The organism is Brevibacterium sp. LAARM3_SD1, from assembly GCF_057364765.1.
This window is the reverse complement of the sequence record NZ_JBNFOL010000002.1, coordinates 102,314-122,342: the sequence shown is the minus strand read 5'-3', so window position 1 is coordinate 122,342 and position 20,029 is coordinate 102,314. Positions and strand designations below refer to the sequence as shown.

16 protein-coding genes and 2 pseudogenes are annotated in these 20,029 nt (G+C 63.7%); 11 read left to right on the top strand and 7 right to left on the bottom strand.

Annotation, left to right across the window (positions count from 1 at the left end; genetic code table 11):
* Positions 1 to 60: 60 nt before the first annotated feature.
* Complete coding sequence (locus AC2W7L_RS01610) at positions 61 to 1,308, bottom strand: DUF3500 domain-containing protein (protein ID WP_486002968.1); 1,248 nt, start codon at positions 1,306 to 1,308, stop codon at positions 61 to 63.
* A gap of 20 nt (positions 1,309 to 1,328) precedes the next feature.
* The gene (locus AC2W7L_RS01605) at positions 1,329 to 2,060 is read right to left on the bottom strand and encodes a FadR/GntR family transcriptional regulator (protein ID WP_486002967.1); all 732 of its coding nucleotides are present in this window, start codon (positions 2,058 to 2,060) and stop codon (positions 1,329 to 1,331) included.
* Between the two features lie 62 nt (positions 2,061 to 2,122).
* Between AC2W7L_RS01605 and AC2W7L_RS01600 the strand changes: the two genes are divergently transcribed.
* From AC2W7L_RS01600 to AC2W7L_RS01575, 6 genes and pseudogenes are all read left to right on the top strand, one after another.
* The gene (locus tag AC2W7L_RS01600) at positions 2,123 to 2,977 is read left to right on the top strand and encodes a fumarylacetoacetate hydrolase family protein (RefSeq protein WP_486002966.1); all 855 of its coding nucleotides are present in this window, start codon (positions 2,123 to 2,125) and stop codon (positions 2,975 to 2,977) included.
* A gap of 59 nt (positions 2,978 to 3,036) precedes the next feature.
* Positions 3,037 to 4,284 carry an MFS transporter gene (locus tag AC2W7L_RS01595; RefSeq protein WP_486002965.1) on the top strand — a complete coding sequence of 416 codons (1,248 nt, stop codon included), beginning with the start codon at positions 3,037 to 3,039 and terminating at the stop codon, positions 4,282 to 4,284.
* Positions 4,281 to 4,463: pseudogene (locus tag AC2W7L_RS01590) on the top strand (FAD-dependent monooxygenase); the annotation flags it as partial. The gene AC2W7L_RS01595 and the pseudogene AC2W7L_RS01590, both read left to right, overlap by 4 nt.
* Before the next feature lie 185 nt (positions 4,464 to 4,648).
* Complete coding sequence (locus tag AC2W7L_RS01585) at positions 4,649 to 6,028, top strand: FAD-dependent monooxygenase (protein ID WP_486003038.1); 1,380 nt, start codon at positions 4,649 to 4,651, stop codon at positions 6,026 to 6,028.
* A complete protein-coding gene (locus AC2W7L_RS01580; protein ID WP_486002964.1) occupies positions 6,025 to 7,002 on the top strand; it encodes an alpha/beta hydrolase fold domain-containing protein in 978 nt (325 codons plus the stop codon). Before AC2W7L_RS01585 ends, AC2W7L_RS01580 begins: the two co-directional genes overlap by 4 nt.
* 48 nt (positions 7,003 to 7,050) lie before the next feature.
* Positions 7,051 to 8,115, top strand: a complete 1,065-nt coding sequence (locus AC2W7L_RS01575; protein ID WP_486002963.1) for a cupin domain-containing protein — start codon at positions 7,051 to 7,053, stop codon at positions 8,113 to 8,115.
* 112 nt (positions 8,116 to 8,227) lie between these two features.
* Here the strand turns inward: AC2W7L_RS01575 and AC2W7L_RS01570 are convergent.
* Positions 8,228 to 10,149 (bottom strand): annotated as a pseudogene (locus AC2W7L_RS01570) (FAD-binding monooxygenase).
* 118 nt (positions 10,150 to 10,267) lie between these two features.
* On the opposite strand from AC2W7L_RS01570, the gene AC2W7L_RS01565 reads away from it, so the two are divergent.
* From AC2W7L_RS01565 to AC2W7L_RS01550, 4 genes are all read left to right on the top strand, one after another.
* Positions 10,268 to 11,023, top strand: coding sequence for an IclR family transcriptional regulator (locus AC2W7L_RS01565; protein WP_486002962.1), 756 nt, complete (start codon positions 10,268 to 10,270; stop codon positions 11,021 to 11,023).
* Positions 11,024 to 11,162: 139 nt separating this feature from the next.
* On the top strand, positions 11,163 to 11,972 hold the full coding sequence (locus AC2W7L_RS01560) for an SDR family NAD(P)-dependent oxidoreductase (protein ID WP_486002961.1): 810 nt from the start codon (positions 11,163 to 11,165) through the stop codon (positions 11,970 to 11,972).
* A gap of 26 nt (positions 11,973 to 11,998) precedes the next feature.
* Complete coding sequence (locus AC2W7L_RS01555; protein WP_486002960.1) at positions 11,999 to 13,198, top strand: serine hydrolase domain-containing protein; 1,200 nt, start codon at positions 11,999 to 12,001, stop codon at positions 13,196 to 13,198.
* Between the two features lie 41 nt (positions 13,199 to 13,239).
* Positions 13,240 to 15,492, top strand: a complete 2,253-nt coding sequence (locus tag AC2W7L_RS01550) for a cytochrome P450 (protein WP_486002959.1) — start codon at positions 13,240 to 13,242, stop codon at positions 15,490 to 15,492.
* 4 nt (positions 15,493 to 15,496) lie between these two features.
* Here the strand turns inward: AC2W7L_RS01550 and AC2W7L_RS01545 are convergent, their stop codons facing one another.
* The 3 genes from AC2W7L_RS01545 to AC2W7L_RS01535 form a co-directional block, all read right to left on the bottom strand.
* Positions 15,497 to 16,075: a TetR/AcrR family transcriptional regulator gene (locus tag AC2W7L_RS01545; RefSeq protein WP_486002958.1), complete on the bottom strand. Its 579-nt coding sequence runs from the start codon at positions 16,073 to 16,075 to the stop codon at positions 15,497 to 15,499.
* Between the two features lie 116 nt (positions 16,076 to 16,191).
* Positions 16,192 to 17,028, bottom strand: a complete 837-nt coding sequence (locus AC2W7L_RS01540) for a class I adenylate-forming enzyme family protein (protein ID WP_486002957.1) — start codon at positions 17,026 to 17,028, stop codon at positions 16,192 to 16,194.
* Positions 17,025 to 17,726 carry an AMP-binding protein gene (locus AC2W7L_RS01535; protein WP_486002956.1) on the bottom strand — a complete coding sequence of 234 codons (702 nt, stop codon included), beginning with the start codon at positions 17,724 to 17,726 and terminating at the stop codon, positions 17,025 to 17,027. Before AC2W7L_RS01535 ends, AC2W7L_RS01540 begins: the two co-directional genes overlap by 4 nt.
* 148 nt (positions 17,727 to 17,874) lie before the next feature.
* Here AC2W7L_RS01535 and AC2W7L_RS01530 point away from each other — a divergent pair, with 148 nt between their 5' ends.
* On the top strand, positions 17,875 to 18,681 hold the full coding sequence (locus AC2W7L_RS01530) for an SDR family oxidoreductase (RefSeq protein WP_486002955.1): 807 nt from the start codon (positions 17,875 to 17,877) through the stop codon (positions 18,679 to 18,681).
* Between the two features lie 5 nt (positions 18,682 to 18,686).
* On the opposite strand, the gene AC2W7L_RS01525 is transcribed toward AC2W7L_RS01530, so the two are convergent.
* The gene (locus tag AC2W7L_RS01525; RefSeq protein WP_486002954.1) at positions 18,687 to 20,015 is read right to left on the bottom strand and encodes an MFS transporter; all 1,329 of its coding nucleotides are present in this window, start codon (positions 20,013 to 20,015) and stop codon (positions 18,687 to 18,689) included.
* Positions 20,016 to 20,029: the final 14 nt, after the last annotated feature.

Below are 20,029 nucleotides of genomic sequence, written 5' to 3'. Positions count from 1 at the left end.
TCGCCTGGGGCAGGCCGCCTCGGTGAGGGGAGACGGAAAGTCAACGCGCAGCCGAACGGCCTATCCATTCCACTGCCGAACCCAAGCGCGACCGTAGTCGTTGCCGTTGGGGACACGCATGAGCGTGTGAACATGGAAGCGCTGCGGGGTGTCATAGTCGAGGAATACCCCGCAGTGGTGGTCGAGTTCGACGATGAGGACCGGTGACTGGAACCGGTAGTAGAACACATCACCTGGTTCATGTCCTCCGATCCAGCAGAAATACGATTCATCCAAGTGCTCTTCGACTTCGCGCAGCTTCGCGCGGCGCGGTCCCGTGGGCAGGATGTTGAGGAAAGTGCTGACGAGGTCGAAGATGGCTTGCCGAGCCTGTGCATCCAGCGATGCGACCTGAACGCCCTCATAGGGGATGACTCGATTGTCCTGAAATGCCCCGGCCAGATGTCGCTCGTCGCCGGGATGAACGCGACCTTCGGGCATTGCCGGGTCGATGATTTCCTCGTACACGACAGCCTCGGCGCGTTGGTCCTGACTCATCAGCGCCATAACCGTGGTGCCTGCGTCGACACGATCATCGAAGGAGCGGAGGCCCGCGTGCGGGCCGGCGTCGATCTCGTTCGGCTCTGCCCCATGGAATACCGGCGAGACCGTCATTCGCCCCTCGACGACGAGGCAATTGACGGCACAGTGATGGCCGTAGAGCTGCCAGCCCCAAGGGGTTCGGGCGTCAGGGGTGCCGTAGACGGCGAAATTGTATGAGAACCGGCCGAGGATGTTTTCCAAGCCCACGACCTCACCGAGGAATTCATTGATGAGCATCATCCCCTGGGTGAGTTCGAATCCCTCTTCGCTCAGGCTCGCACGGACAAGATCCAACGCGGCCTGTCGAACCGGTTCCGAAGTGAACTCGAGGCGCAGACCGGTGTCGAACTGCATGAACTCTGGATTGGCCCAGGTCTGCCATTCGACCGCATCAACCGAGTAGCGCAGCTTCTTCACCTCATCTGCAGAGCAGGCAGCGAACAGCTCCTGGGCTGCTGCGAGCATGTCCGCGACCGGAGCTTCCTCACCCGGCTCGGCGGGAGTCAGCGGATAGAGGTCCTCGATGATCTGCCCGTCTGCTGTGATGCCGGTGAAATCGTTGAGGTAGAGGGGTTCCCAACCGGCGATGAGACCGCCGGTGAAGGTGCCCGGAGCCTTGGCGACCTCTCGGTACTCATAGGCATCGAGACCTTTGAGGTCATCGATGCGTGGGTGGCCCTGCGGGTACAGGAACTCTCGGAACGGCGTGGACTTCTTGTCAGTCATCTTGGCGTCTCTTTCACTACTCAGCCGCGCGGTGAAGCGTGGGCGGCGACGGCTTGGCGGACTGCGTCGAGATCACCCGAAGAAATGGCAGCGACGAGTTCTTCGTGGACTCTGACGCGGGTATCCCAATAACTCGAATCGACTTCACCGTCCTGCTCGGCATGTGAGCCGGACAGGAAGCCTAAGGTGCTTTCGTAGACGGGGCGGGCCATCGAGTTCGGGCAGATCGCCGCGATAGCCGCGTGCAGCTTCCAGTTGCTCTGCATGAACCCATCCCAGGATTCGGCGGCCCGCATCTCGTCGAGGATCGAATCGAGTTCACGGCAGTCGGCTGCTGAGCGGTGGATGGCGGCCTTGACGGCAATGAGCTCTTCGAGAGATTCGCGCAATTCGATGGCGTCTGCGGCCGACGCCGGATCGCCATCGACACGCATAAGGGTATGGCGCAGCCTCACGATGGGAGTCGTCTTCGCCACGAAGAGTCCACCGCCTCGGCCCGGCTTGACGACGAGAACTCCGCGATCGCGCAGGAGCTTGACAGCTTCGCTGACAGTCGTCCGCGCCAGCCCGGTCTCCTCGCGAATGGTCTCGAGGGTGCCGAAGAAATCGCCCGCGTTCAGATTGCGTTCGCGGATCGACTCGCGGATCGTTTCGGCGAGGTGTTCCCCGCGCGACAGCGGGCGGGAATGACCGCTCGATCGGGGGAGGAGCGCCTCGGCGGTGTTCTGGACATCGTCAGTGATCTGTGCCATATTTCTATTTAACCATACAAAACATACATATGTTTAAGTTCTTTAACCTGCGAGGAGACGCAATGAAGCTCATCGGACTGGAAGCTCCCGACCACACCACCTTCGTGGCCGACCGAGTGTCTGACACGAAGGCGCGTGTGATCGCGGAACTCCGCGAATTCTGGTCCGATGCCGATGTGCACATCGCGGCAGCAGCTGACTCCGACAGCGGGGGAGGTGACGAGGTCGTCACCATCGCCGACTACCGAGTCGTTCCGCCGGTGCTGCCCGAGGCGCGGGTCATCTGCATCGGGCTGAACTATCGTGCCCACCATGCAGAAGGCAGCTTCAAGGAAGAAGCCTTCCCGGAGCACCCGACGCTCTTCGCGCGTTGGACCCGCAGCCTCAGCGTCGACGGTGCCGAGATCCCGGTTCCCGCCAATGAGCGCGGACTCGACTGGGAAGGTGAGATCGTTGCGTATGTCGGCGCCACTCTCGCTGACGCCAGTGAAGACGAGGCTCAGGCCGCGATCGTGGGCTATTCGACCTTCAACGATGTCACCTCTCGGATCGCGCAGAAGCTCACTTCTCAATGGATTCTCGGGAAGAACGGTGACAATTCGGGTCCGCTCGGACCAATCGTCCCCGCATCCGAAGTCGGCAGCCTCGCAGACGGGCTGCGTGTCCAAACACGAGTCAACGGTGAGACCGTCCAAGACGGCAACACCTCGGACATCGTCTACTCACCTGCGTCGACCCTGGCGCTCATCTCCCGCACCTTCACTCTGCGGCCCGGCGACCTCCTGGCCACAGGCACCCCCGAAGGCGTCGGCTACACCCGTGAACCCGAATGGCTGCTGCAGCCCGGCGACACCGTCGAGGTCGAGGTCGACAGACTCGGCACCCTGACGAACAGCATCACCGCACGTACGAACTGAATCCACGACAACCTCCACCCACCGCTGTCAGACAGCCACCACTTCAAAGGCGAAGACCAATGACACAGCTGCGAACACCCACCTGGGCCATCCTCCTCATCTGCTGGATTGCTCTCCTCTGCGACGGATACGACCTCTACGTCTACGGCGCCACGCTTCCCGGCTTTCTCGGCAATCCCGAATGGGGTGTGACCAAGAGCCTCGCCGGCACCGTCGGCAGCATCGCCCTGGTCGGCATGCTGCTTGGATCACTGGCCGCAGGCACCCTCACCGACAAACTCGGTCGACGACGACTGCTGATGACCTCGCTCGGCATCTTCAGTGTCGGGATGATTCTGTGTGCTCTCGCGCCGACCTTCACGGTCTTCGCAATCTTCCGTTTCATCACCTGCATCGGGGTCGGCGGAGTCCTGCCCACCGCGGTGGCCTTCGCGAACGAGTCCGCACCCAAGGGCAAGGTCTCCCTCGCCGTCGGTGCCGTGCTCACCGGACCTCCGGTCGGCTCACTCGTGGGAGCTCTGACGGCCACCGCGCTCGTCGTCGACCACGGAGTGCGGCCCGTCTACGCCCTCGGCGGGCTTTCCCTCATCCTGCTGTTCGCGGTGTGGCGGTGGCTGCCCGAGTCCGAAGTGTTCCTCGCTGCGAAGACCGCACCCGTGAGCGCCGGCCGCAACCGTGCCTCCGGGGTCGCGCGACTGTTCACCGCCCGGCAACTCGTGCCGACGCTGCTGTTCTGGATCGTCTGCGCAATCAGCATGCTCACGATGTTCGGGATCACCACCTGGCTGCCCGTCATCATGCAGGGTGCCGGATTCGCTGCGCAGTCCTCGATCGCGTTCCTCTCGATCTACTCACTGGGATGCATCATCGGTACTGTGGTCATCGCGTGGATCGCTCAGCAGTCGGCACCGAAGTACATGGTCATCCTCGGCTTCTCGGTTGCAGCACTGTCGCTGCTGGCAGTGTCGATGACTCAGAACCACTTCCTGCTCTTCGCCGCGATCTTCTTCGCCGGAGTCGGAGGAATGGGAACCCAGAACATGATCAACGATCACATCGCCCAGTACTATCCGCCCGAGGTCCGCGCCACCGGGCTCGGCTGGGCACTCGCTGCCGGCCGCCTCGGTGCCATCGCCGGACCCACCTATGGTGCGATCGCCGCCACCGTCGGCGGTTCCCCGGGAGCCGCAGCCATGTGGTTCGCCATCCCCGCTGTACTCGGCGTGATCGCGGCCATCACCATGCCGCTGCGCGATAAAGCCGCAGACGCACCCAAGTCCATGCCCACAGAAGGAGTCTCTGCGTGACCATCGTCCACGGACTCGACTCGGTTCCCGACCGCACGACCGTCGCCATCGCAGGCGGCGGCCCGAGCGGAACCTACCTGGCCCTGCGCCTGGCCGCCTCCGGCATCGACTCGGTCGTCATCGAACCGCGAGCCGAGATCGACCAGTTGCGGCCGCGCGCCAAGACCACGAACGCACGAACCATGTCGCTGCTGGCCGGCATCGGATTGGCCGAGACAATCCGTGAGACGGCCGCACTGCCTGTCTCCTATTCCCAGGACGTCATCTTCTCCACGGGCCTGAGAGGCCACGAGCTGAGACGCTTCCACCAGGCGTTCCAACTCGTCGACGTGACTACGAGCTCTCACCGGAATGCGGTCAGCAGATCCCCCAGCCTCAGGTCGAGCAGGTGTTGCGTGATGCGGCGGCGAACAGCGATCGCATCACCTACATCACCGGAGTTCGAGCAATGGGTGCGAACCTGTCGGCATCGACAGTCACCGTCGCCTCTGCCGACGACGAGGATGACTCCAGCGTGGATCTGCAGGCGAGGTGGATCATCGGAGCCGATGGGGGAACCTCGCAAGTGCGCAAATCGCTGGGTATCGCATTCCATGGCACGAGCGCTCCGCGCCCGAACTTCAACGTCGTCTTCACCTCGGCGAGGCTGCGCGAACAGGTGAGCATCGACCCAGCCGTGCAATGGTGGATCGTCAACGAGACAGCCTCGGGGATGATCGGCGAACTCGATCGCGATGGCACATGGTGGGCCATCCTCCAGGGCTGCGAGCCCATCGACGATCCCGCCGAGGTAGCTGCGACGATTCGGACAATGACCGGAGTCGGATCCGAGGTCGACATCGAGGTGCTCGCCACCGATTCATGGACGGCGCGGATGCTGCTCGCCGATTCGTACGGCGGCAGAGAGAGCGGCCGCTCCGTCTTCCTCGTCGGAGACGCAGCCCATCTCAATCCGCCGTGGGGCGGGCACGGTTTCAACACCTGCATCTCCGATGCGGAAAACCTTGCGTGGAAGCTCATCGCCGTCCACGAAGGGTGGGCCGACCCGAGCCTCCTCGACAGCTACGAAGAGGAGCGCCGTCCAGTTGCCGCGCGGATGATCGCCGATGCCGCGGCGAACGGCAAGGCCCTCGCCTATGACTTCATCGACCCGCTGCTCGACGAGGAAAGCGAGCAGGGCGATGCGGTCCGTTTTCGGATCCACGAGGCGTTGGCAGTCAAGGCCAGCGAGTTCCATTCGGAAGGCCTCGTCTTCGGATACGAGTACGCCGGGACTTCGCGCGTCGCTACAGGTCCCCGCCCCTTCGTCGACGCCGTCGAGTATCGTCCCCAGGCGCTGCCCGGATGTCTGCTCCCACATTTTCGCCTCGCGGATGGCGCAAGTGTGTACCCAGATGCGAACGGATTCACCATTTTCATCACCGGCGACTCTGCGGGCCACTTGGCCACCGAAACGCTTGAACGGACAGCGCGAGAGCACGCGATCCCCCTGCGCGTCATCCGCCTGTCGGGCGCTGGCGCCGATGGGGCCCGTGAACACTGGGGTGAGGATGCGGTGCTCGTCAGGCCGGACCTCCATATCGTGGCCACGGCGTCTGCGGGTGCCGGCGGAGCCGACCCGGACGCGAATCTGTCATCGGCTCTCCTCAACGCTGTCGGGAAACCGACAGCCGGGTCGGCGGCAAGCCAGCATTCGGGCACTCAGGTTTCGCGCGGCACGACTCATCACCGGGAGGCATCATGACCCACACCGTCTCGTTCGACCCGGCTCATCCTCAGCTGCTCTTCGACCTCGAGGTTCCCTCGGGACGGCCGCCGGAGACCGGGTGGCCCGTCATCGTCTGGATCCACGGAGGCGGCTGGAGACTGCAGGACCGCACTGCTCGGCCCGACTTCACTCGGCATTTCTGCGCGTCCGGATTCGCTATGGTCTCCATCGACTACCGACTCGCGCCCGAGCACCCGCATCCAGCCCAAGTTCTCGACCTCCGTCAGGCGCTCCGCTGGTTGCGCAGACATGCCGACGATTTCGGTCTCGACCGTGACTCGATCGGCCTGTGGGGTTCCTCTGCAGGCTCTCATATCGCGGCGTTCACGGCGCTGAGCGCGCACGTTATGAACTTGTCCGGAGAGACGATTCCCGTCGGCTACGAAAGACTGACCACCGAGGTGGCCTGCGTCGTTGACGGCTATGGACCTGCCGATATCGCGGCTCTGCTCCCAGGACTGCCGGACCACGCGTCAGCGCAGGAGTCGGGAACGGGGCCGGAGCATCGTCGCGCCGCCACTCCCGAGGAGGACCTCCTCGGCGGATGTCCTTCCACCGCGGCTGCCTACGAGGCGCTTCGGGAAAGTGCCCGCGAGGCGAGCCCGACATTTCTCGACATCAGCGACCCGCCGCCCTTCTTCATCCTCCATGGAACCGCGGACAACGCAGTTCCTGCTGAGCAGTCTCGGAAGCTCCACGAGCATCTGAGTGCGCACGGTGGCGAGTCCCTGTTCTACCTCATCGAAGGCTTCGGGCATGGGTTCTTCAATCCCGGCGAGGTCCTCGAACTGGGACCCGGAGTCCGACTCGACAATGGCCGCCTGGAGGCCGAACCCGAGACCTCATTCACCGCCGACAATCGCGGCGGCTTCGCCCCGGAGGGGAAACATCCATCGCTCGAGCTCGTTCGCGATTTCTTCACACACCACCTCGGCACACCCACATTCTGATCCGGCAGAGCGCCGATCACACCGCCACCGACCGACGAAAGGCTTGCAATGACTACTGTTTTCGATTGGGAGAGCGTTCAGAAGACCGCTCTGCTGCATGATGCACTCCCTGGGGAGCTCGCCCCGTACGCACTGTCGTCGGGCGAAGGGCAGCGCCACATCCTCGGCGACTGGCATGTGACGACGATGGCCCGGCACAAAGACACCGGTGGGGAGTTCTCGCTGTACCGAATCGCACTCCCCGGCGGTTCGGGCTCTCCGGTCCTGACGGTTCCGGGGCATTCTTTCGTCCACGTCGTAGAGGGTGAGGTGAGTGTGACGTTCGGAGCACGTGCCCGTCGCCTCATCGGCGGGGATTCGGCATCGATCCCGGCCGGGGTGGGGTTCTCGCTCGCAGGCGGGGCCACGATCAACTCGCTCTTCCTCTATTCCACTGAGGAGTGGCTGCACCGTCTGGCCGATGAAGTCGGAGAAACGACTGGATCGCACATCTTCTCCCGACGTCCCAGCTCGTCGGTCTCCGGACTGCTGCGCAGCGAACTCGTCGATGGTTATGGGATCACGGTTCACGACGGCAGCGAATCCATGATTGGTGGGCTTGACGCGGACCGACCCGGCAATCATCTGCCCTCCGGCGAGGTGCCATTTGTGAACGCGGCCGGGCATGGCGATCGGTTTGAGACCTTCGAGCAGATGAATGCCTATCCGGTGCGGTCTCGGAACACCGGAGGCAAGTTCTTCGCCATGGACACGAGGGGTGCCAAAGCGCCCTACATCCCGCTGCACTTCCACAAGGAGCATTCGGAGAACTTCCTCTGCCTCGGCGGCCGGGTGAAACTCCACGCCAACGGCGAGGAGGTGGTCCTCAACCCCGGAGATTTCCTGCACGCGCCGGCAGGAACCATCCACAGCTTCTCTCTCGCAGCAAACAACACGCACATGCTCGGACTGCTGACTCCACCGGTGTTCGAACCGTTCTTCGAATACATGAATGACCCCACTGAGGAGTACGTCCATGTCGAGGGTGGAATGCCGCATTTCCCGGCAGAAGGGTTCGCGAAGGCTCAGGCTGAACTCGACCTCGTTGTCGTTGGGCCTCCGCCGCAGTCGTGACGTGACGGCGGCGCCGCCTCGGCGAGGGGAGACGAAACACCACGGGTGCCGATGTCCTCACCGATGAGGACATCGGCACCCGCGGCGGTTGTGGTGCGGTGTTACTCGCGAATCAGTGCTGAGGGGTCATGACTCCGGCGAAGAACTCACTCAACTGGGCGTGGTCATTAAGCGGAAGTACGTGGGCGACGTATTGATCGGGACGGACAGCGACGAGTGCACCACTGTCACGGTCGATGCCGCGGCGAGCGAAGATGTCGGATTCCGTGGAGTGATCCGCGCAGTAGACCTTTTCGTAGTCGACGAGGCCCAGCTGTCCCTTCCGAGGGAGCAGGAAAGACGGAAGCGACTCGAGCGGAAGCTCACGATGCCCTTGCTGGAACACGGCACGCACATCGAAGACCGCATCGGGATCTGCCCCTGCCGGCGTGTACTTCACAACAGGTGATTCCGGTGATTCGGCGAGGAAGCGACAGAGTGCGGCGACCTGCGAGTCCGGAGATTGCGGATCGTTCGAGTCGGCGAAGAGATAGAGACGCCACCGCCCGTCCGCGCTCGCCTCATGGCCGAGCTCGAGCGCTTCGCATCGGCCAACCGGATCACCGGGGCGGAATGGAAGCGCTCGCCGACGGGGAAGCCGGTGGCCAGCTGCTGATGGTCGGCGGTGCCGGTGATCATGTTCGGCGGATATTCAGTCGCGAAACCGGCGGTGAATCGTCCGCCATCGGTGAAGATCTGCTGCCGCTCCTGGGCGCTCATCCCACCGGCACCCGGATCGGAGGGGTCGGCAGGCTTGGCCGCCATGGCCTCCGACCATTTGAGATCGAAATCGATGAGCTCTTGGGCGATGGCCTGCCGCTCGACGGCGTAGGTGTCGAGCAGGGGCTCCGGACTCTGGCCGCGGACGACCGCTGCGAGCTTCCACCCGAGGTTGAACGCGTCCTGCATGGACACGTTCATGCCCTGACCGGCCTTCGCGCTGTGCGTATGGCAGGCGTCTCCGGTGATGAAGACTCGGGGAGATCGCGTGCCCCTTTCATCGGCGGTGATGTCGTCGAAACGGTCGGCGATGCGCTGGCCGACTTCGTAGACCGACCACCAGGCGATGTCTCGGACATCGAGAGTGTATGGGTGGAGGATCCGCTGTGCTGCGGCGATGATTTCGTCAGAGGTGAATCGGCTGCGGGCCTGTCGGTCTTCTGGATCGAGGTCGCCGAGGTCGACGTAGAGGCGGATCATGTAGCCGCCTTCGCGTGGGATGAGGAGCACGCTTCCGCCGGAAGCTGACTGGATCGCGGACTTGAGGCGGATGTCGGGGAAGTCGGTGACGGCGAAGATGTCCATGACTCCCCACGCGTGGTTGCGAGCGTCGCCGTTCATTTCGATCCCCAGCGATCGGCGCACTGCCGAGCGTGCCCCATCGCAGCCGACGACGTACTTGGCGCGCACTACCGTGGGCTCAGCTGTGTCTGTGGGATCCGTCGGGGCCATGGTCACCTCGACTGGGTACGCCTGAGTGTCGTCGGTCGTGACGGCGGTGACCTCATAGCCGTAGTCGGGAACCAGTCGAGTGGGTGACTTCTCCATGTGGTCGAGGAGGAAGTCCTGCATGCGCGCCTGATTGACGATGACGTGCGGGTATTCGGACAGTCCCTCTTCGACGTCTTGGACGCGACCGGTGCGGACGATGCCGTCGGTTCCGCCTTCGGTATCCGGGCCCCAGAAGGTGGTCTCGTTGACCCAGTGGGCCTCTCGGATGAGTCGTTCGGCTAGGCCGAACGCGTCGAACATCTCTACGGTGCGGCAGGCCACCCCGTCGGCGTGGCCGAGTTCCAAAGGGCCGCCTCGGCGTTCGATGACTTTGGTGGTGATGTCGGGGAACTGGGCCAACTGGGCAGCGAGCACTGTCCCGGCCGGGCCGGTGCCGACGATGAGGACGTCGACTTCATCCACGTTCGTCGTGTGGCCCGAGTTGTCAGCGGCGGGGTGAACCTCGGGGTCACCGGGTCTGAAGCCGTCGAGGTAGAACTGCATTGTGCTCCGATCTTGCGAAATCCGTCGTTGGGTGAAGACGTGCTCCCGATGACTATCGCGTCGTCTGCGATAGAAGACAATAGTTTTCTGCTATGTGGAAAATGAGTAGGATCGGGCTATGGATCGTCGCGTCGTCGCCCAGAAGCCTGCCCATCTGCTGGGGTCGGTCGACAATACGCTTCGCCTGCTGCAGGGCCTGCGGGATACCGGGGCGATGCGGATCACCGACGCCGCTGATGAGCTCGGGGTCAGCGTCTCGACGGCTCATCGCCTGCTGAGCATGTTGGTCTATCGGGGGTTCGCGGTCAGAGACGAATCGCGTGTCTACCATCCCGGTCCGGGGATCGTGGCCGGCGCTCAGGCGCAGGATGCGCATCGAGATGTGCTTGACAGAATGAAGCCCCGACTGAAAGAGCTGTCCGAGCAGACCGGGCAGACGTGCAACCTGATGGTTCGAGTGGGAACGACAACGCGATTCCTCGACAGCTGCGAAGGCCCCGACGGGCTTGGCATCGGGTCCCGTGCGGGTGAGATCCTGCCGGCCGCGCTCACTTCGGGAGGGCAGGTGCTGCTGGCCGATCTCGACGTGGACGTGCTGGGGAGCCTGTATACGTCGAAGTCGGCCCGGACCTCCGGAGATCACCTCGACGAGGATGCCTTCGCGAAGTTCGTGAGGAGGCTCGAGACGGTGCGCCGGTTGGGGTGGGCACTCAACCGGGAGCGCACCGAGAGGGGAGTGGCGGCTCTCGGTATGGCGGTGCGAGATCCCGGTGGTGAAGCGGTGGCGGCTGTGAGCATTTCTGTTCCCAGTGGCCGTGCTGCCTTGCTTGACTCGCCCGAGATCCGTGCGGCGCTCGCCCGCACCTGCGGGTGATGTGACCGGCGCCGAGCTTCCCGGCGCTGCGGTGATCTGCATTTTCTGAGCCGTCCGGGTAAGTCGTCAGAATTTCACTTGACAACTGTCTAGCCAAACTGAAGACTGTTCCCTACATCACACCAAAGGGGGCATAGCAATGAAGCTGGCAGACAAGGTTGCCGTCGTCACAGGAGCGGCATCGGGGATGGGACGGGCCGCCGTCGAGGCGCTGGTCGACAACGGCGCGACGGTCTACGCCATCGACCTGCGTGAAAAACCGCTTCGCCAAGCATTCGAAGGCACCGAGGCGGTCCACACCATCGCTTTGGACATCTCCGACTCCGCCGAGGTGTCGCGGGCTATGCGCCGCGTCGGCGACGAACAGTCGAGGCTCGATGTGCTGGTCAACGCGGCAGGCGTATCGACTCCGAACGGCGAGAAGCAGCGCTGGGTCGACAACATCAACCACGAAATGATCAGCGCGGCCAAGGAAGGCCGGGAGTACCATCCCGACTTCCTCTCGGGCATCACCGACGAGGACTTCCGGCGAGTCGTCGACATCAACCTCAACGGCACCTTCTTTCTGATTCGAGAAGCCGCTCCGCTGATGAAGGAGACCGGTGGATCGATCGTCAACTTCGCTTCCGTCGCGGGACTCATGGGGCTGCCAATGCCCGCCTATTACCCGGCGTCCAAGGCCGCGATCGTGGGCATGACCAAGGCCATCGCGGCCGAACTCGCGCCCTTCAACGTCCGTGTCAATGCCCTGGCACCAGCCGGAATCAACACTGCGATGTTCGCCGCATCCGGTGACGAGCACATGGACGCACTGCTGGCCTTGCAGCCGCTCAAGCGCGTCGCCGAACCCGAAGAGATCGCCAAGACCGTTCTGTTCCTGGCCTCCGAAGAATCCGCACACTACACCGGACAGACACTGTCGCCCTCCGGCGGCGCGGTGATGATGTGAACCCTCTCAGCGAAAGGAACAGTCGCATGGAAATGCACAGTGACGTCGTCATCAATGATGTAGCCGGCATGGAGACCCGCTTCGTCAACCGTTTGGACGAAGCGATCCGTGAAGACCTAGAAGCCGAGTCGTACTATGGCGCCAGTGTCATCGTCGCCCGTCACGGCGAGATCGCGCTCAAGGGGATCTACGGACAATCGGACCGGCACCGAGGTCGTGCCACCGGATCCGACGACATCTACCGGATCCTGTCGATGTCCAAGGGATTCACCAACGCCCTCGTCTTCCGTGCCCTCAGCGAGGGGCGGATCATGCTGTCGACCCGCGTGGTCGACCTCATTCCCGAGTTCTTCGGCAACGAGCCCTTCCGTGCGGTGCGGAAGGAGCGGATCAATCTGGCGCACCTGCTCACCCACCGTGCTGGGATGCCCGCAACTCCCAACCCGGGCCTGGGACCGGATTCATTCGCGGTCCTCGCCGACGTCATCGAAGCCCTCGGGTCTGTGGACGTCGTCAATGAGCCCGGAGAGAACCTCAACTATTCCGCGGCGATCAACCACGCCCTCATCGGAGAGATGCTGCGGCGAGCCTATGGCGCGGAGTCGTTCCGGGATCTGATGAACAAGAAGATCTTCGCCCCCGCCGGAATGGGCACGACCCGATTCGGCCTGCCCGCGGAATGGACGGACCGGGCAGTGCCGCTCGAAGTGATCGTCGCCAACGACTCCTGGCTCAAGCCCGAGGACATCGAAGTCCTCAACGACGTCATCGCTCGCCCCGACGCCGAGATGCCGTGGGTCGGAGCGGTGTCGACGATCGACGATGTCTTCACCTTCACCGAACTGCTGCGCAACCGGGGACGAACGGATTCGGGAGAGCTCCTCTTCAGCCCAGCGGTCCTCGACTTCGCCACCACGAAACAGACCGGAGACCAGATCAACGACCTCTACGGCATGGTCGCCGCGGCACGGCACTGGGATGCGCCCGAAGGCAACATGGGTCTCGGAATGGCGCTGGCAGGCACCGGCACCTATGCGCGCTTCTTCGGCCCGTTCGTCTCGCCCGGGACATTCGGTTCCTATGGCGCCGGTTCGTCCCTGCTCTGGGTCGACCCCGTCTCAGACGTCAGCTTCTGCTTCCTGTCGAGCGGCGTCATGGACGAAGCCGATAACGTGGCCCGTTTTCAACGACTGTCCTCGATCGCCGCCTCCGCGGTCATCGACTGACCCGAGACACCCGGACTTCAGAGAGGAAGGATCCGACCACCATGACAAGCACAGCTCACGAGTCTCGCCCGGTCGGCCGGTGCCCAGTCGCACACGGCTTCGACGTGATGGGCGATGACTACTACTCAGACCCGGCCGCACACATCGCCGAGTTCAGGGAACAGACCCCGGTCTTCTGGTACGAACCGCTGCACGCTTGGATCGCCACCACCCGTGAGGACTGTCTTGAAGTCCTGTCGGACTGGCAGACGTTCTCATCCGCATCGAACTCCGCCGCGGACGTTCCCGAAAGGCACCGCAGCGTCTATCCGCCGGAACTCGTGGCCAAGATGATCGTCGGTATGGACCCGCCCGATCACACTCTGGCACGGTCCGTGGCCCAGAAGGGCTTCGTCAAGGAGCGGATGGACCGTCTCCAGCCCGAGATCGAAGCACGTGCCCACCGCATCATCGACCGCTTCGAAGAACGCGGCGCGGCGAACCTCCTCGAGGAGTACTCCCTCGAACTGACTACACAGACGATCATGGCACTCCTCGGTTTGGACTACGAGTACGAAGGCATGCTGCGTCAGCTGCGTGACGACCTGTTCGCCATCCTCTCGTCAGCCCATGCGCCGATGGAGGAACCCGAGAAATCCACCGTCTGGAACCGCTTCGTCGAAGCCAACCTCGTCCTCCGGGAGATCATCGACCAACGACGTGATTCGGATGCCGACGATCTCATCTCCGTGATGGCATCGTCACGGAACTCCGACGGGACATTCGCGTTGTCCTCGGAGCAGATCGGCCTGCACATCTCGGAATTCTCAGCGGCGGGAACCGACACCACCGCTCAGGCGATGACGAATGCCGTGCTCTTCGTGACGCAGCATCCCGATGCCCTCGACGATGCCCTTGTGGAACCGCGGCTGTGGTCGAACGTGTTCGAGGAGACCATCCGGCGCCGCCCATCCTCAACCTTCACTTCCCGAAAGACCACTCGACCGGTGACGCTCTCGGGAGTCGACATCCCGGCTGGCGACATGATCTTCGTCGGGCTCGCCTCGGCCAATACCGATCCGACACACGTGCGCGACCCCTTCGAATTCGACATTCACAGGCCCGACCCGACCGATCATCTGGCCTTCACCTCGGGGCGTCACACCTGCTTGGGCAATCCACTCGCCAGGGTCCAGGGCGCCACCGGCCTGCGAGTGCTCTTCGAACGTCTGCCGTCCCTGCGGCCCGATGACGTACACGAGCTCGACTTCGCGAGATTGCCGCTGCTGCCGATCCGCCGCTCTCTTCGAGTCCACTGGGATGTCGAGGACGTGCATCGCAATCGCTCGCAGACCATCCGTCAGCTCAATCTGCGGGTAGCCGAGCGAACCGAACAGACCGCCTCGGCGGCGGCTATCACCTTGGAACATCCGGACGGTGGTGTCCTTCCGAAGTGGAAGGCGGGAGCACATATCGATGTGACATTGACCGACGCGGGCGGCGAATCACTGGTTCGTCAGTACTCCTTGTCGTCCGACCCGGCCGATTCCTCTCGCTACCGCATCGGGATCCTGAGGGAGGATGACGGACGAGGTGGTTCGAAGCTGGCTCACGAGCAGCTGCACGCAGGAGCCGATGTGACGGTGTCGTGGCCGCGCAACAACTTCCGTCTGTCCGGGGCGAAAAGGTATCTCTTCATCGCCGGGGGAATCGGAGTCACGCCCATGTTGGCCATGATTCGTGAGGCGAACGCCACCGGCGCCGACTGGGAGCTGCATTATGCGGGCCGGGCCCGCGAGACCATGGCTTTCCTCGACGAACTCGCAGAATACGGGGATCGGGTGAAGCTCTACCCGGGCGACGAAGGCCGGCGTCTGTCGTTGCCCGGACTTCTCGAGCAGCCTCAGGACGACTGCCTGGTGTACGTCTGCGGGCCGGCACCTCTGATGGACGCGGCCGAGCAGGCAATGGGCGAATGGCCCGATGATGCACTTCGGCTCGAGCGTTTTGTCCCGAAGACGATCGAACGCACCGAACCGGACACGCCTTTCGAGGTGCGATTCGAGGCCAGTCAGGTGTCGGTCGAAGTCGGCGCGGAGCAGACGATTCTCGAGGCGGCCGCTGAGGCAGGGCTGCCCGTGCTCTCATCGTGCGAGGAAGGCACTTGTGGGACGTGTGAGACCCGAGTGGTCTCCGGAGACGTCGATCATCGCGACTCGATTCTCAGTGCTTCGGAACAGGCCGCGAGCGAGACGATGATGATCTGCGTGTCGAGGGCCCAAGGGACTTGTCCGCGGCTGGTGCTCGACCGATGACGCCTTAGTCGAGGAACGCGACCCACTGCTCAGCGAGGCTGCGCAGGATGAGTCCTTCCGGGACCGACTGCCCGCGCACATAGAGGAAGTAGAAGTTGTGTTCCAAGCCGATCATCAACGTGATGAGGTGTGCTTCCCACTGGCTGCGGTCGTCACCGGTCAAGGATCCAGCGCGGTCTGCGGACAGCGAGCGGGTGATCCGGCGGTGGAGCTCAAGCCATTCGTCGAATACTGCGGCATCGACGGTCATCGCCCGGGAGATGGCGTCGAACTCGGCGAGGTGTGACTTCCACAGCTGCGCGGCCGACTCCAGCCAGGTCGAGACACCGTCGACCGTTGTCTCGACCTGGTCCAAGCGGCTGTAAAGTCCGAGGACTTCGGACTCCAGCTGACGCATCCGATGCAGAACGATCTGGGACTTGCTGGTGAAATGCAGATACAGATTGGCTCTGCTCGTCTCAGCGCGTCTGGCGATCTGCACCATTGACGTGGTTTCGTAGCCGGCGGTTTCGAACAGCTCGAGTGCAGAGTCGACGATGCGCTGCTGAGTCTGCAGCTTGTCGATATCCCGCTGAGTAGCCACTCGGCTCCTTTAGGTCGGCTGGGGTCTGACAGCACAAGACTAGCGAATCCGGCGCGGAACTCGGCCCCCGACGAAGGCTGGGGGCCGAGCTCGTCGACGCCTGGGTCTCAACCCGCCTAGCTGCTCGGGGTGAACATTCGCACGATCTCGCGCTTGAGGATCTTGCCGCTGGGCCCCTTGGGGAGCTCGTCGAGGAACTCGATAATCCGCGGGATCTTGTAAGCAGCCAGATTCTCCCGGCAGATCCGCTCGACATCTGCGGCGTCGAGGTCGGAACCCGGTGTGCGGGCGATGACGGCGGTCACCTGCTGACCGTACTTCTCGTCCGGAGTGCCCACGACACTGGCCTGAGCGACATCGGGAATTTCATAGAGGACCTCCTCGACCTCACGCGGGTAGACGTTGTAACCGCCGTGGATGATGAGATCCTTGATGCGATCGACGATGAAGAGATACCCGTCCTCGTCCAAACGGCCGAGGTCGCCCGTGCGGAACCAGCCCTCGGCGTCGAGCACCTCGGCGGTGGCCTCCGGCTTCTTCCAATAGCCGGCCATGATCGCAGGTCCTCGCAGCAGCACCTCACCCACCTTACCGGCAGGCAGCTCATTGCCGTCGGGGTCGACGGTCTTGACTTCAAATCCGGGAACCGCCGGGCCGACGCTCATGGGCTTCCGTGTTCCATGCAGCGGGTTGAACGTACCCAGTCCGGACGTCTCCGTGAGCCCGTAGCCTTCCGTGACCGGTGCCGTGAAGCGGTCTTCGACCTTACGGACCACCTCGGCGGCGATCGAGGCACCGCCCGAGCTGATGAGGCGCAGGTTCGGCGCTTCACTGTCGGAAGCGCTCGCCAGCACCGACATCCACATCGTCGGTACGCCGGAGACGATGGTGGTCTCATCCTCGGCGAGCGAATCGATGAATGCTTCCGGGTCCCAACGAGGGAACAGCGTCACCGGCGCGCGGCGCTCATTGCCGGTATGGTCACGGCGGCCAAGCCGAACACGTGGAAGAGCGGCAGTCCGGTCGCGGATCGGTCCGAGGGGTCGGCCTCGATCATCTGTCGGACGATATCGGTCGCGGAAACAAAATTCCCCAACGTCAGCATCGTCCCCTTCGGTCTGCCGGTCGTCCCCGAAGTGTAGAGAAGGGCGGCGATGTCATCCCACGCGAAATCGGCACGGTCGACGGTGACATCGGACTCGGCGCCCACCTCGGCGGTCGGGCCCTCATTGCCGACGATGGCCAGGGTGTGGAAGCCGACATCGTGGTTCGCCGCAGCGGTCTTCCCCGCCTCGGCAGTGACTGGATGAGCCACGACCAAGCGGGCCTCGGAGTCGCTGAGGATATAGTCGAGCTCCCTGACCGTCGAGAGTGGATTGACGGCCACGATGACCAGCCCGGCGGAATGCGCCCCGAAGAATGCGATGAGGAACTCCGGCGAGGTGGGGGCGATGAGCACGATCCGATCGCCGGGGTGCACACCGGCTGCCAGATATCGATCGCGGGCAGCCCCGATCTCGCCGAGGAGGCGCACCTTCGACAGCGTGACCCGGTCCGGCCCCGGGGGAGTGGACACCGCGTCGGATTCTGGGTCCCTTTCGGCCCAGGGGGTGAGCAGGTCAATGATCGATGTGCGCGACTTCGCGGCCATGAAACTCCTTCGGATCACGACGTGGACGGGCCCGCGCAGGGCTCGACAGCACCACGGGGATGCTGAAATACTTGAACTTGAGTACAGGTTCAACTATAGATCGATGACGCATCGCAGACAACGGTGTGTGCGAAGGGAGAAGAGGGCTATGGAGATCGAAGGGCGCACCGCTGTCGTCACCGGAGCCGCGGCCGGAATCGGGGCTGCGCTGGCCAGGGCGCTGCATGAACGCGGTGCCCGGGTGCTGCTTGCCGACCTCGCCGAGGAGGTCGCGGACACCTCTGCGGAGCTGGGCCAGCCGTACTGGACCGGGGATGTCTCCACGGCGGACGGTGTGGACGATCTGCTGGCCACTGCCGACAGTGAACTCGGCGATGTCGATTTCTACTTCGCCAATGCCGGAATCGCCGGGGCATCCGGGCTCGGCGGCGAGCGTGACTGGGACCGCATCCTCGACGTCAACCTGCGGGCACATATCCGTGCCGCCGAACGGCTCGTGCCCCGGTGGCAGGCTCGGGGAGGAGGATATTTCGTGGCGACCGCCTCGGCAGCGGGACTGCTCACTCAGATCGGCCAGGCCGGTTACTCGGTGACCAAGCATGCCGCACTCGCCTTCGCCGAATGGCTGTCGGTGACCTACGGCGACGACGGAGTGGGCGTATCCGTGCTCGCTCCGATGGGAGTGAACACCAAGATCCTGTGGGGAGGCGATCCCAGTTCCCTGACCGCAGAGGAACTCGCCGCCCAACGGGCCGTGTCCGAAGCCGGCACCGTCCTCGAGCCGGAAGACGTCGCCGTGACCGTCATGGCCGCCGTCGAAGCCGAAACCTTCCTCATCCTGCCCCACCCCGAAGTCCTCGACATGTACCGGATGAAAGGCTCCGACTACGACCGCTGGATCCGCGGGATGCGCCGCTACCAGGCAAAGCTGCGTGGCAGCGGCGCTGCGGAGTGAGCCGACTACACGGGCTCGACCGCGACGGTCTCCGTGCGCAGGTGTTCACCCGGGACAGCTGTCTGTGACTGCCTGACGGACTTCGGGTTCGTCTCCTTCAGCGCCAGCGTTGACACGACGGTGATCAGGGCCATCGCACACACGAACAGCGTGATCCCCAGCGTTGATCCGTCCATCTTCGCGATCAGCCACGTCATGACGATGGGCGTCGAGCCCGACACGACGATCGCGCTGAGCTGATAGGCCAGAGAGACCGCGGAGAAGCGGATCTGCGGGGCGAACAATTCGCCGAAGTACGCGGCGATCGGGGCGTAGATGAGTGACTGGAACACGCTGGCCACGCTGATCGAGACCGCGAAGAGGACGATGTCCGTCGTATTGATCAGGGCGAAATAGGGGAACGCCCACGCCAGCAGGCCGACGCCACCGATGATGATGACCGGACGGCGACCGATCAGGTCGGCGAGCCTGCCGCCGATGAGAATGGTGGCGATGCCGAACACGCAGGAGAGCATGGCGGCGATGAGCATCTGCCCGTAGTCCATACCCAGGTAGCTCGTGCCGTAGGACAGGGCTCCGGCGATCGTGATGTAGAAGACGCAGTTCGTTCCCGACAGTGTGCCCGCGGCCAGCAGTATCGTCTTCCAGTGCGATCTGATGGCCTGCCACAGCGGTGCCTGCACGACCTTCGGCTTGGCCGCAGACACCTCGTTCTCGAGCTGTCTGAACTCGGGGGAGTCCTCGACTCTGAGCTGGATGTACATGACGATCGGCACCAGCAGCGCCGTGGCCCAGAACGGGATCCGCCAGCCCCACGATACGAAGGCCGCCTCATCGACCGCGGACGAGACGATGACGAAGGCCAGATTGCCGAGCAGGGCTCCAGTGGGAACGCCGACCTGCATGAACGAGCCCGAGAATGCTCGGTGCTTGGGCCCGGCGGACTCGCTGAGCAGCAGCGCCAGCCCGCCCCACTGGGCGCCGCAGGCGATGCCCTGGATGAATCGGCACGTGACGAGCAGGACCGGGGCCATGAGGCCGATGCTCCCGGCCGAGGGCAGGCAGCCGATGAGGAAGGTGAAGACAGCCATGCCCAGCAGGGCGATGACCACCATGGGTTTGCGGCCGATCTTGTCTCCGAAGTTGCCGGCGACGAGACCGCCGACCGGCCGCGCGATGAAACCGGTGGCGAAGGTCGAGAACGCCAGGAGCGTGCCGGTGACTCCGTTCGTATCAGGGAAGAAGACCTGCGGGAAGACCAGTGCGGCCGCTGTGCCGTAGAGGAAGAAGTCGTACCATTCGATCGAGGAGCCGACGAGGCCGGCAGTTCTCAATCCAGCGTGTTTGT

Coding starts and splice junctions, on each gene's coding strand:
- AC2W7L_RS01575 (WP_486002963.1), top strand. CDS start 7,051: ATGACTACTGTTTTCGATTGGGAGAGCGTTCAGAAGACCGCTCTGCTG.
- AC2W7L_RS01550 (WP_486002959.1), top strand. CDS start 13,240: ATGACAAGCACAGCTCACGAGTCTCGCCCGGTCGGCCGGTGCCCAGTC.
- AC2W7L_RS01535 (WP_486002956.1), bottom strand. CDS start 17,726: ATGGCCGCGAAGTCGCGCACATCGATCATTGACCTGCTCACCCCCTGG.
- AC2W7L_RS01610 (WP_486002968.1), bottom strand. CDS start 1,308: ATGACTGACAAGAAGTCCACGCCGTTCCGAGAGTTCCTGTACCCGCAG.
- AC2W7L_RS01600 (WP_486002966.1), top strand. CDS start 2,123: ATGAAGCTCATCGGACTGGAAGCTCCCGACCACACCACCTTCGTGGCC.
- AC2W7L_RS01530 (WP_486002955.1), top strand. CDS start 17,875: ATGGAGATCGAAGGGCGCACCGCTGTCGTCACCGGAGCCGCGGCCGGA.
- AC2W7L_RS01605 (WP_486002967.1), bottom strand. CDS start 2,060: ATGGCACAGATCACTGACGATGTCCAGAACACCGCCGAGGCGCTCCTC.
- AC2W7L_RS01560 (WP_486002961.1), top strand. CDS start 11,163: ATGAAGCTGGCAGACAAGGTTGCCGTCGTCACAGGAGCGGCATCGGGG.
- AC2W7L_RS01555 (WP_486002960.1), top strand. CDS start 11,999: ATGGAAATGCACAGTGACGTCGTCATCAATGATGTAGCCGGCATGGAG.
- AC2W7L_RS01565 (WP_486002962.1), top strand. CDS start 10,268: ATGGATCGTCGCGTCGTCGCCCAGAAGCCTGCCCATCTGCTGGGGTCG.
- AC2W7L_RS01580 (WP_486002964.1), top strand. CDS start 6,025: ATGACCCACACCGTCTCGTTCGACCCGGCTCATCCTCAGCTGCTCTTC.
- AC2W7L_RS01595 (WP_486002965.1), top strand. CDS start 3,037: ATGACACAGCTGCGAACACCCACCTGGGCCATCCTCCTCATCTGCTGG.